Source organism: Streptomyces sp. NPDC033966 (genome assembly GCF_055575955.1).
Genome location: NZ_JBVIRQ010000010.1, coordinates 98,949 through 110,799, shown reverse-complemented (window position 1 = coordinate 110,799; position 11,851 = coordinate 98,949). Strand labels below are relative to the sequence as shown.

The window sequence follows — 11,851 nt, the reverse complement described above, 5'->3', positions numbered from 1 at the left end:
CGCACGGGGCGCGGCCCCGTCAGTGGGCGATCACCGGAACCTTGATCTCGGCGTCCTCGCCGGTGCCCGAGCCGGAGGCGACCGGGCCGGAGGGGCCCGGACGGCCGGTGTTGATCAGCGTGAACGCGATGGCCGCGCTGGCGACGAGGATGCCGACGGCCCACCAGATCGCGGACGAGTAGCCCTCGACCATGGCCTGCGCCTGCACCAGCTTCCCGGCCGGGCCGCCCGCCGCGGCCTCGGCCGCGTGGTCGGTCAGGTAGGCGGTGGTCGCGGAGGCGGCGATGGTGTTCAGCAGGGCGGTGCCGATCGCGCCGCCCACCTGCTGCGAGGTGTTGACCATGGCCGAGGCCACGCCGGCGTCGGCCGGGTCGACCCCGTACGTGGACAGGGACATGGCCGGCATGAAGGCCGTGCCCATGCCGAGGCCCAGCAGCAGCTGCGCCGGCAGGATCAGCGCCGGGTAGGAGGAGCCGACCTCCAGCTGGGTCAGCATCAGCATGCCGGCACCGGCGAGCAGGAAGCCGGGGCCCATCAGCAGGCGCGGGGCGACCCGGGTCATCAGGCGGGCGCCGATCTGGGTGGAGCCCGTGATCATGCCCGCGATCATCGGCAGGAAGGCGAAGCCGGTCTTGACGGGCGAGAAGCCCTTCACGACCTGGAGGTAGTAGGTGAGGAAGAGGAACAGGCCGAACATCGAGATGACGGCCAGGCCCAGCGAGAGGTAGACACCGCCGCGGTTGCGCTCCAGCAGGACGCGCAGCGGCAGCAGCGGGGACTTCACCCTGGACTCGACGAACACGAAGGCCGCGAGGAGCAGCGCCGAGCCGGCGAACATGGCCACGGTGACCGCGTCCGACCAGCCGGCTGACTCGGCGCGGGTGAAGCCGTACACGAGGGCGACCAGGCCCAGGGTCGAGAGGATCACGCCGGGCACGTCGAGGCGTGCGCTGTTGCGGGAGCCGGCCGGCTCGCGGACGACCAGCCAGGCACCGACGGCCGCGACGACCGCGAAGGGGATGTTGACGAAGAAGGTCCAGCGCCAGTTGAGGTACTCGGTGAGGAAGCCGCCGAGGATCAGGCCGACGGCGCCGCCGCCGCCCGCGATCGCGCCGTAGATGCCGAAGGCCTTGGCGCGCTCCTTGGCGTCGGTGAAGGTGACCGCGAGCAGGGAGAGCGCGGCCGGGGCGAGCAGCGCGCCGAAGGCGCCCTGGAGGGCGCGGGCGCCCAGCATCATGGCCTCACCGGTCGCGGCGCCGCCGAGGGCGGAGGCCAGGGCGAAGCCGATCAGGCCGATGACGAAGGCGTTCTTGCGGCCCCACTTGTCGGCGATGCGGCCGCCGAAGAGGAGCAGTCCGCCGAAGGCCAGTGCGTACGCGGTGATGACCCACTGGCGGTTTCCGTCCGAGATGCCGAGGTCGGTCTGGGCGGAGGGGAGGGCGATGTTCACGATGGTCGCGTCGAGGACGACCATCAGCTGCGCCAGGGCGATGAAGACCAGGGCCTTCCACCGGCTGGGATCGACGGCGGCCGGTGGGGCGGTCGCGGCTGTTTTCGGCATGGGGGTACCCACTTCACTGTGCGGATGACTGAAAAATTACGGAAAGTCTGGAAAGTCTGGAAATTACGGAAAGTCTGAGAAGTCTGGTTCTTCAGGCCTGGGGCATGCGCCTGAGGTCCTCCAACGTGGCCGCCGTTCCGGGCAGTTCGGACCGGGCCGGGGCCCGCAGGCCGTCCAGGAAGAGCTGGAGGTGGCGGTGGACGAACCGCTCCACGCCGAGACAGTCGGTCCCCGGCAGGGGGCGGCTGAGCTGGGACAGCGCGACCATCAGGTCGCCGACGCCGATGTCGGGGCGCAGCAGGCCCCCGCTCTGGCCGGCGCCGACCAGGCCGTCCACGGCCGTCTCCAACGCCGCTCGGGCGGCGAGGAGTTCGGGGTGTTCGTGGTCGAAGCCCTCCGCGAGCATCGGGCACAGGGCGCCGATCCGCTCGTCGGCCGCGCCGTGCGTGAAGCGGCAGAGCGCCGCGAAGGCGTCCGGCTCCTCGGCGAGCGCGTCCTCGGCCAGGGCGGTGACCCGGTCCATCACGTAGAGCACCACGTGGTGGACGAGGGTGGCCCGGTCGGGGAAGTGCCGGTAGAGGGTGGCGTTCCCGACGCCGGCCCTGCGGGCGATCTCGTCGAGGGGGGCTTCCGACCCGGACTCCACGAACATCTCGCGCGCAGCCACCAGGATCCGCTCCCGGTTGCGCACGGCGTCGGCGCGGGGCTTCGGGGCCCGGCCGGGCGCCACTGGGCCGGCCGCGGCCGGGCCGGCCGCGGCGCAGGCTCCGGGTCCGGCGAGGTCCACGGCAGCTCGGGGTGCGGCCGCCGGGGTGCGGGCGGGGCTCTTCATTCCGGGGCCTTCCTGGGGCGCGGGATCCGGCGGATCCGTTCGTACGGCCCGCCCTAACCGGGGAGCCGGTCCCCGCTTCGTGGGACTCTCGTTCAAACGGGGATCCAGTCCCCGGTTATTTCACTCGACAGTGTGAGCCGCGCCACACTCTCAAGAGGGGCTTTTGCCCCGGTCGGATCACATTTGGAGGCTTTCGACGCGCGGGCGTGTCGCAATCGTCAGAGGGTGAGCCCACAGAGAGCAGTCCGGACCCGGCCGGCTGCCGCGGACCGAAGGCGATCTCCATGCCGCAGACCCGCCGCCGGATACGCAGACCCTGTCGCACCAGCGCCTTCATCGGCCTCACCGCACTGGCCCTGGGCGTCACCGCCACCGCCAGCGGCGGCATATCCGGCCGCGGCCACTCGGCCTCCGGCCCGGTCGCCACCAGCGCCGAATCCGTACTGGCACCGTGCCGGATCGCCGGGACCATGGGCGTCCAGATGTCGGAGGGCCTGCCGACCCCGCCCGGGTACTCCCGCTCCACCGGCGAGGTCCGCGCACTGAACCTGATGATCGACTTCCCGGACGCCAAGGGCGAGGGCACGGCCATGGACCGGCTGGCGGAGTTCTTCCCCCAGACCTCCGACTGGTTCCGCACCAGCTCCTACGGCCGCCTCAGCTACCGCGCCGAGTCACCGGTGCGGGACTGGCTGCGGATGCCGATGCCGTTCGCGGCGTACGGGATCGAGCGCGGGTCCCCGTACGAGCCGGGCTACCGGCAGCTCGTCGAGCACATCGCGAAGGCCGCCGACGCCGAGGTCGACTTCAGCCGGTACGACCTGGTCAACATCCTGGTCACCCCGAACGCCGGACCGTCCGCACTGGACACCGTCCTGTCGGTCACCTTCTCCGGCAACGGGGAGGCACCCATGGCCGACGGGGTCCCGCTCGCGAACACGTCCTTCATCTACAGCCGCCAGGACGACGGCTCCGGCTCCTACCGGGAGACCGGCTACCGGGTGCTCCCCCACGAGAACGGGCACGTCTTCGGACTGCCCGACCTGTACACCGCCGACGGCGGCGGCACGGTCGGCCACTGGGACATCATGAGCGAGGACTGGGGCGCCAACAACGACCTCCTCGGCTGGCACAAGTGGAAGCTGGGCTGGCTCGACAGCGGCCAGGTCAGCTGCGCCTCCACCTCCGGCAGCAGCGACCACGTCCTGAGCCCGCTGGCCGTCGAGGGCGGCACGAAGCTGGCCTTCGTCCCCCTCTCCGAGAGCTCCGGCTACGCGGTGGAGGTCCGCACCCGCGCCGGGAACGACGAGGCCGTCTGCAAGCCCGGGGTGCTCATCTACAAGGTCGACTCGGACGTGGACACCGGGCGCGGGCCGGTCACCGTCTCGGACAGCGCGACCGGCAGCGGCGGCTGCACCCGGCGGCCCAACGTGCACGCCGAGCTGTCGGACGCGCCGTTCCGGCCGGGCGAGACCTTCACCGACGAGAAGGCTGGCATCCGCATCGCCGTGGTGGGCGAGCTCACGGGCGGCCGCTACCAGGTGCGCGTGACCCGGCCCTGACCCCTTCTCCCGCCCCCACCGCCTGCCCTGAGGAGACCTCCGTGACCGCGACCCCCACGACCCCCGAGGAACGCCTGGCGGCGGCCGGGCTGGAACTCCCGCCCGCCCCCGCGCCCGTCGCCGTCTACGTACCGGCGGTGGTGAGCGGGCACTACGTCCACACCTCCGGCCAGCTGCCCATGACCGGAGGGGCGCTGCCGGTCACCGGCAAGGTGGGCGCCGGGGTCACCCCGGAACAGGGCAAGGAACTGGCGCGGCAGTGCGCGCTGAACGCCCTCGCCGCCGTGGCCTCCGTCGCCGGGGACCTGTCGGCCGTGAAGCGGGTGGTGAAGGTGGTCGGCTTCGTGGCGAGCGCCCCCGAATTCACCGGCCAGCCGGGCGTGGTCAACGGCGCGAGCGAACTGCTCGGCACCGCCTTCGGCGACGCGGGCATCCACGCCCGGAGCGCGGTCGGGGTGGCGGTGCTGCCGCTGGACGCCCCGGTCGAGGTCGAGATCACCGTGGAGCTGCACGCGCCGATGGGGGTGTGAGGGCCCCCGCCGGGCGGGGGCCCGGGCAGGGCTTCAGAACCTCCGGCCCGCCGGGCGCGTCACCAGGGGCATGACCCCGTACGTGACACCCCGCCGCCAGGGAGCCGCGGCCCGGCTCCGCCCTCCCCGCGGGAGCGTGGTCGCGGCCCTCGCCGTCCTGACCGCCCTGCTGCTGGTGGCACATCCCTGGCTGCCCGGCGGCCCGGCGAGCGGCAACCCCCGCAGCCTCGTACAGACCTTCCTGCCCTGGACCGGGCTCGCGGTCCCCGTCCTGCTCGCCGCCGCCCTGCTGCGCCGATCCCGGGGCGCGCTCGCCGCCGTACTGCTGCCGGCCCTGGCCTGGGGGTGGTCGTACGGGCCCGCCCTGGGCGACGGCTCGCGGGGCGGCCCGGCCGACCTCACCGTCGTCACCCACAACGTGGACGACGCCAACCCCGACCCGGCGGGCACCGCCCGCGCCGTCGCCGCGTCGGGGGCGCAGCTGATCGCCCTGGAGGAGCTGACGCGGCCCGCGCTGGACTCGTACGAGCGGGAGCTGGCCGCGAGCCACCCGTACCACGTGGTGCAGGGCACGGTCGGGCTGTGGAGCACCTTCCCGCTGCGCGACGCGGGCGGCACGCCGATCGTGCCGTGGCGGCTCCTGCTGCGCGCCACCGCCGAGACCCCGAAGGGGCCCGTCACCGTGTACGTGGCCCACCTGCCCTCCGTCCGGCTGGGCACCGGCGGCTTCGCCACGGACCGCCGGGACGAGGCCGCCCGCAACCTCGCCGCCCGGCTGCGGGAGGGGCCGGGCGGGCGGACCCTGCTGGTCGGGGACTTCAACGGCACCACCGACGACAGTGCGCTCGCCGCGGTGACGCGGGGCTTCACCGCCGCCCAGGAGGAGGCGGGCGCCGGCTTCGGCCTCAGCTGGCCGGCCCGGTTCCCGGTCGCGCGGATCGACCAGATCCTGCTGCGGGGCGGGCTGACCCCGGTCTCGGCGTGGACCCTGCCCGCTACCGCGAGCGACCACCTGCCGGTGGCGGCGTCGCTGCGGTACTGACCGGCAGCGCGCGCAGGGCGTGGAACCTGAAGGTGGTGGTCCACTCCAAGTCGGCGGCCGGCACGGCGAGTCGCAGGCCCGGCAGCCGGTGCAGCAGGGCGCCGAGGCCGAGGGTGAGCTGCGTGCGGGCCAGGGGCGCGCCGAGGCAGTAGTGGAGCCCGTGCCCGAGCGCGAGGTGTGCCTTGTCGGTGCGGGTGACGTCGAAGCGGTCCGGCTCCGGGTACCGGGCGGGGTCGCGGTGGGCGGAGCCGAGCGAGAGGAGCACGGTGTCTCCCGCGGGGATGCGTACGCCGCCGATCTCGACGGGCTCGGTGGGGAAGCGGCGGATGGCGGTGTGGCTGGCGAGGGAGTGGCGCAGCAGTTCCTCGACGGCGTCGGGGAGGAGTTCGGGCCGCTGCCGCAGCAGTTCCGCCTGCGCGGGATGGGCGAGCAGGGTGAACAGCCCGTTGGCGATGAGGTGCTGGACGTTCTCGCTGCCGACCATCAGGATCAGGAAGGCGAGCGAGACGAGTTCGTCCTCGCTCAGCCGGTCGTCCAGGTCGCGGGCGGCGATCAGCCCGGACAGGACGTCCTCGCCGGGCGCGGCGCGCCGCGCGGCGACGAGTCCGGTGAAGAACCGGTGGATCTCCCCGACGGCACGGGCGAGTTCCTCGCGGCCGGCCGGGTCGAGCATGGTCAGGATCCACCCGGAGAACCGCTCGCGGTCCGCCTCCGGGACGGCGAAGAGGTCCCCGATGACCTTCAGCGGCAGCGGCCTGGCGAACTCGGCGACCACGTCGGCCGTGCCGTCCTCCTCGGCCCGCGCGGCGAGCCGGCCGGCGAACAGGTCCACGGCGGCCTGGATCGACGTGCGCATCCCCTCGACGTGCCGGGGCGTGAACCCCTGCGCGACCAGCCGCCGCAGCCGCAGGTGGTCGTCGCCGTCCATGTTGAGCAGGTTGGCGTCGAGCGCCGGGGGCAGTGCGAAGCCCTTGAAGCCGTTCCCGGCGTGCTTCTTGTCCACCGACAGCCGCGGATCGGCGAGTCCCCGGCGCACATCGGCCTCGTGCGTGACCAGCCACACCTCCGACCCGTCGGGCAGCGCCACCCGGTGCACGGACCCCCGCTCGCGCAACTCCGCGTAGACGGCGTACGGATCGGCCCGGAACCCGTCCCCGAACGGCTGCGGCAGAACACCCTCTTCAACGACTCCGGCCATGATTCCCCCACCCCTCGCCGGCGGCCCCGCACGCGCCGGATCATGGAACCAGGTTAAGAGGCGGCACCCGCGCACCACGATCCGCTAGGCTGTTCAGCGGTCAGCCGAAGACCGGCCCGCGATACCGGGTCGGGCCAGGCAGTCCCGCCTTCGTAGCTCAGGGGATAGAGCACCGCTCTCCTAAAGCGGGTGTCGCAGGTTCGAATCCTGCCGGGGGCACGGGTACAGAGGGGCATCACCTGCCGATTCCGGCAGGTGATGCCCCTCTGGCGTCGGGCGGGAGGAAGGCCGATCCGGTCCCGGCGCGGGTGCGTGAGCCGTGAGGCCCTCCCGGGCTTGCCGGGAGGGCCGCTCGTGTCGTGACTGGGGACGGTGGACGCCCGTCAGCTGAGGCCGGGGCTCCGCTCGCCGATCCGGTCGCCCTGCGGGGTGCCGGCGCGCTTGAGGGCCGCCTTGGTGTGGGCGCCGCCCTTCACCTTGCTGCGGACCGGGCCCTCGAAGCCGTGGCCCTGCGCCCGTGGCGCCTGGAGCTGCTCCGCCGCCTTCTCGATCGCCGTCCGGACGTCCTGCTTCTGCTCTTTGCTCATCCCGTCGTCAACTCCCTCGGGAAGCACCCAATCGGATTACTGGGATCGTATGCAGATATGCGGGCGAATGCACCCGGGACGGACGTAAAGAATCCGGCGCGGGGAGGACGGGTCAGGGGCGCCGGGGAAGGCCCGTGGCCTGCTGGATCAGCTGTTCCGGGCACGGCGTACCGCGCGGGAGCTGGTACTTCGCCGAGACCCGGTACTCGCCCGGGGCCGGGGCCAGCAGCTCCGTCCACACGTCCCCGGCGGCGTCCGGGGCCGCCTTGAACAGGCACCCGGACGTGTTCGCGTCCCGCGGCGGCGCCACCGGCCTGCCCGCGCCGTCCACCAGCCCCAGCCACGGGGAGTGCGGGATCCGCACCAGCACCCGGCCGGGCGCGGAAACCTCCACCACCAGCTGGTCCGCGCCCGCCCGGACCACCTTCGCGGGGCCCGAGACCAGGCTCGCCGGGGCGTCCACGCGGAACAGCCGCCAGTTCGCGTCGCCCCACACCTGGCTCAGGTACGGCAGGCCCCCGCGCACGAGCTCCGCCTCGGCCTCCCCGCCCGAGTCGGGCTTGTCGGCGGGCAGCACCACGTAGTGCACGGCCCAGCGCTCCAGCCAGGCCCGGTAGCTCTCGGCGGTGAGGGTGTCGTCGTAGAAGAGCGGATTGCGCTCCAGGTCGGCCTGCCGGTTCCAGCCGCGCGCGAGGTTCACGTACGAGGGGAAGGCCGAGGACTCCCGGTGACTGCTGGCGGGGACCACCTCGACCCGGCCGCGGTCGGCGCCCGCCTTCTGGAGCTGGTCGACCAGCGGGGCCAGCTCGCGGTTCCAGGCGGCCACCGGGGTGGTGCGGACGATGTCGGTGACGCTGTTGGTGGTGATCCAGGCGGTGAGCCCGGCGAAGGCGAGCAGCACCGCGTACCGGTGCCGGGTGCGCGGGGCCGTGTACGGCACGGCGGCGAGCAGCACCGCCCCGCCGAACAGCATGACCAGCCGGGTGACGTTCGAGCCGACCTGGGAGTCGATCGCCCAGGTCAGGAACACCCCGAGGGTGTACACGGCGGCGGCGGCCCGGACCGTCCGCCACGCCTTCGGCACGAGGAGGGCGACGGCCAGCCCGAAGACGAACGGCAGCCCGGCCGAACCGATCTTCATCGGCTGCGTCCCCGAGAAGGGGAACAGCCACGCCGACAGCCCCACGACCGCCACCGGGGCCAGCCCGAGGGCGTACGCGCCCGGCCGCCGCCGGCTCAGGAACAGCGCGGCCGCGACCACCCCGAGGAAGAGCCCCGCCACCGGGCTCGCGGCGGTCGCCAGCCCGGCCAGCGGCGCCGCGACGGCGGCCTTGGCCCAGCGCCGCCGGGCCCACTTGCGGGGCCAGCAGAACACGGCGGCGACCGCGCCGAGCGCGAAGAGGGTGCCGAGCCCGAAGGTGACCCGGCCGGACAGCGCGTTGCACAGCAGCCCGTAGACCCCGGCCAGGGCCGGCCACAGGGGGCGCCGGACGGCTCCGCGGCAGCGGGTGAGGATCAGCGCGAGGAGTCCGGCCGAGGCGGTGCCGGCGATCATCATGGTGGTCCGGACGCCGAGCACGTGCATCACGTACGGGGACACGACGCTGTACGAGACCGGGTGCATGCCCCCGTACCAGGCGAGGTTGTACGCCGTGTCGGGGTGCCGGCCGACGAACTCCGCCCAGGCGTCCTGCGCGGCGAGGTCCCCGCCGCTGTTCGCGAAGCAGAAGAACCAGACGACGTGCAGGACCGCCGCCGCGGCGGTGGCCACGAGCACCGGGTGCCGGTGCGCCCAGCCGGGCGTGCGGGCGGGCGGGCGGGTGTGCGGGCCCTCGGGCGCGCCGGGCCCCCGCGGCGGCTCCGGCTGCCCGGCCGCCCCCGCGTGCTGCTGCTCGGCTGTGGTCACGAACGACACCCTCTCCCGGTTCGACTCCCTGGACGCGGCGCGGCGCCCCGGGGTTGCCCGGGGCGCCGCGTCCGCCGGCCGTCAGCCGATCCGGGTCAGCTTGCTGCCGAAGCCCGGGGTGTCCAGCGCGCTCTGGAGCGCCACCGGCACCTTGACCTGGCTGGCGCCGTCGCCGACGGTCAGCACGCCGACCTGGGTCCCGGCCTTCGCCGACTCCGGGATCGCGGTGCCGCCGTCGCCGAGCTTGATGTCCACGGTCAGCGAGGACCAGCCGACGGCCTGGACGTCGGCGGTGGCGACGACCGGGGTGTGACCGCCGAGCCCGTCGTCCACGTAGCCCACGACCTGGCCCTTCTTCACGACGGGCGCCCCCTGGACCTCCTTCTGCGTGGCGATCAGCAGCGAGCGGCTCGCGGCGATGACGGTGTCGATGATCGGCGGCTTGTGCTGGCCGAGGACCGCGCCCACGAGCAGCTGGTTGGTGTCGCCGACCTTCTTCTGAGCGGCGAAGAGGAGGTTTCCGCCCGCCTTGGTCGTCGTACCGGTCTTGATGCCGAGGGAGTCGTTGAACGGAACCAGGCGGTTCCAGTTCGGCCAGGGCTTGCCGGTCTGGTCGGTCCAGCTCGGCATGCGGGTGATGTCGATGAGCGCCGGGATCTCGACGATCTTCAGACCCAGCTTCACCTGGTCCTCGGCGGTGCTGACGGTGGTGGCGTCCAGGCCCGAGGGGTCGGTGTAGGTGGTGTTGGTCATGCCGAGTTCCTTGGCGGTGTCGTTCATCTTCTTGACGAACGCCTCCTGGGAACCGGAGTCCCAGCGCGCGAGGAGCCGGGCGATGTTGTTGGCCGACGGGATCATCAGGGCGGCGATCGCGTCGTACTCGGAGATCTTGTCGCCCTCCTTGACCGTGTTGAGGGTGGACTCGTTGTCCGACTTGTCCTTCTGGCCCTCGGTCTCGGCGGTCTTGTCGACGTCGATCATCGCGCCCTTCTCACCCTTCTTGAAGGGGTGGTCGCGCATGATGATGTACGCCGTCATCGACTTCGTGACGCTCGCGATCGGCACCGGCTTCTGCTCGCCGGAGCTGCCGATCGTGCCGAGGCCGGCGGCGGCCATGGAGGCCTGGCCCTCGGTCGGCCAGGGCAGGTTCGGCGCCCCGCCGGGGAAGGTGTACGTGGCCTTCGCGGTCAGCTTGAGCTTCGGCGCGGGCAGCGGGCGCACCAGCTGCACGACGGAGATCACGACGACCAGGAGCAGCACGAGCGGCGCGTAGATCTTGACCCGCCGGACCGCGTTCCGCATCGGGGTGGGCGGCGGGGGCGGGTTGTTGGTGAGGTCCGCCAGCATGTCGAGCGGCGGCCGGGGCGGCAGCGGCTGCTGGGTGGTCCGCTCGCTGGGGTCCAGCCGGGGCGGGGCCGGCGGGGCGGGCTTCACCGGGGGCTTGGCGGCGGGGGCGGCCCCGCCCTCGCCGCGCAGCGGTACGAAGGTGCTGACGCGGCGGTCGCTCTCACCGGCGCCGGAGCCTGCGGCGCCGGAGCCTGCGGCGCGGGGGTCCTGGGAGGGCTTCCCCGGCGCGCCGGGCCGGTCCGTGCCGGGCCGGGCGGTGCCGGGCTTGGCGCCGTCGGGCTTGGCCGCGTCGGGCTTGGCGCTGTCGGCCTTGGCCGCGTCGGGCTTCCCGGGCTTCTCGGCACCCTTGGTGCCTGCGGAGTCCTGCTTCACCACCCCGAACGCGGTGGTCCGCACGTCGGCGGAGGGCTTCGCGGCCGGCTTCTCCTTCTCCGCGTCGGGCGAAGCGGAACCCGGCTTCACGGCGCGGAAGACGGCGGTGCGCTCGCTGTCGGAGTCCGCCGGGGGCGTGGCCGGCTTCTTGGAGTCCTTGGAGTCCTTGGAGTCCTCGGCGTCGGACTCGGCGTCCGGCTTCACGACACCGAACGCGGTGGTCCGCACATCGGCGGACGGCTTCGCGGACGGCTTCTCGGCGGGCTTGTCGGCCGGCTTCTCGGCGTCCGCCGAAGCGGAACCCGGCTTCACGGTACGGAAGACGGCGGTGCGCTCGCTGTCGGCGGCGGCCGTACGGGGGTCCCGGGCGGGCTTGTCGGCCTCCGGCGCGGGCTCGGACGTCGCGACACCGAACGCGGTGGTCCGCACGTCGGCGGACGGCTTCACGGCCGGCTTGTCGGCAGGCTTGTCGGCAGGCTTGTCGGCGGGCTTCTCGGCATCCCCCGAACCGGAACCGGGCTTGGCCGAACCGGAACCAGGCTTCACCGCACGGAAGACGGCGGTGCGCTCACCGTCCGCGGCGGGCTTGTCCGCCGCGTCCGCGGACGGCTTTTCGGGCGCGGAACCGGAACCCGGCTTCACGGTACGGAAGACGGCGGTGCGCTCACCGTCGGCAGCGGCCGGAGTCGCGGCCGGCTTCTCGTCGCCCTCGGCGTCGGCCCCGGCGTCCGGCTTCACCACGCCGAACGCGGTGGTCCGCACATCGGCGGACGGCTTCGCGGCGGGCTTGCCGGCCGGCTTCTCGGCATCCGCCGAAGCGGAACCCGGCTTCACGGTACGGAAGACGGCGGTGCGCTCACCGTCGGCAGCGGCCGGAGTCGCGGCCGGCTTCTCGTCGCCCTCGGCGTCGGCCC

The 11,851-nt window shown here is 73.5% G+C and carries 9 protein-coding genes and 1 tRNA gene; 4 read left to right on the top strand and 6 right to left on the bottom strand.

Going from position 1 to position 11,851, the window contains the following annotated elements; all coding sequences use genetic code 11:
* Positions 1–19 precede the first annotated feature (19 nt).
* Together ACZ518_RS26845 and ACZ518_RS26840 are read right to left on the bottom strand one after the other, a co-directional pair.
* Positions 20–1,561, bottom strand: coding sequence for an MFS transporter (locus ACZ518_RS26845; RefSeq protein WP_469115562.1), 1,542 nt, complete (start codon positions 1,559–1,561; stop codon positions 20–22).
* A 91-nt stretch (positions 1,562–1,652) separates the two neighbouring features.
* Positions 1,653–2,393 carry a TetR/AcrR family transcriptional regulator gene (locus tag ACZ518_RS26840; RefSeq protein ID WP_469115561.1) on the bottom strand — a complete coding sequence of 247 codons (741 nt, stop codon included), beginning with the start codon at positions 2,391–2,393 and terminating at the stop codon, positions 1,653–1,655.
* A 284-nt stretch (positions 2,394–2,677) separates the two neighbouring features.
* On the opposite strand from ACZ518_RS26840, the gene ACZ518_RS26835 reads away from it, so the two are divergent.
* From ACZ518_RS26835 to ACZ518_RS26825, 3 genes are all read left to right on the top strand, one after another.
* Entirely contained in the window at positions 2,678–3,955 is a 1,278-nt protein-coding gene (locus ACZ518_RS26835) for a M6 family metalloprotease domain-containing protein (protein WP_469115560.1), read from the top strand.
* Positions 3,956–3,996: 41 nt separating this feature from the next.
* Positions 3,997–4,485: a RidA family protein gene (locus ACZ518_RS26830; protein ID WP_469115559.1), complete on the top strand. Its 489-nt coding sequence runs from the start codon at positions 3,997–3,999 to the stop codon at positions 4,483–4,485.
* 70 nt (positions 4,486–4,555) lie between these two features.
* On the top strand, positions 4,556–5,527 hold the full coding sequence (locus tag ACZ518_RS26825) for an endonuclease/exonuclease/phosphatase family protein (protein WP_469115558.1): 972 nt from the start codon (positions 4,556–4,558) through the stop codon (positions 5,525–5,527).
* Here the strand turns inward: ACZ518_RS26825 and ACZ518_RS26820 are convergent.
* On the bottom strand, positions 5,481–6,725 hold the full coding sequence (locus ACZ518_RS26820; RefSeq protein ID WP_469115557.1) for a cytochrome P450 family protein: 1,245 nt from the start codon (positions 6,723–6,725) through the stop codon (positions 5,481–5,483). The genes ACZ518_RS26825 and ACZ518_RS26820 overlap by 47 nt on opposite strands.
* A 146-nt stretch (positions 6,726–6,871) precedes the next feature.
* Between ACZ518_RS26820 and ACZ518_RS26815 the strand changes: the two genes are divergently transcribed.
* Positions 6,872–6,944 (top strand) — tRNA-Arg (locus tag ACZ518_RS26815).
* Positions 6,945–7,108: 164 nt separating this feature from the next.
* On the opposite strand, the gene ACZ518_RS26810 is transcribed toward ACZ518_RS26815, so the two are convergent.
* From ACZ518_RS26810 to ACZ518_RS26800, 3 genes are all read right to left on the bottom strand, one after another.
* Positions 7,109–7,312, bottom strand: coding sequence for a hypothetical protein (locus ACZ518_RS26810; RefSeq protein WP_469115556.1), 204 nt, complete (start codon positions 7,310–7,312; stop codon positions 7,109–7,111).
* Between the two features lie 112 nt (positions 7,313–7,424).
* On the bottom strand, positions 7,425–9,227 hold the full coding sequence (locus ACZ518_RS26805) for an MFS transporter (RefSeq protein WP_469115555.1): 1,803 nt from the start codon (positions 9,225–9,227) through the stop codon (positions 7,425–7,427).
* A 72-nt stretch (positions 9,228–9,299) separates the two neighbouring features.
* Positions 9,300–11,851: D-alanyl-D-alanine carboxypeptidase family protein (locus ACZ518_RS26800; RefSeq protein ID WP_469115554.1), on the bottom strand; the 2,552-nt coding region annotated here is incomplete at its 5' end.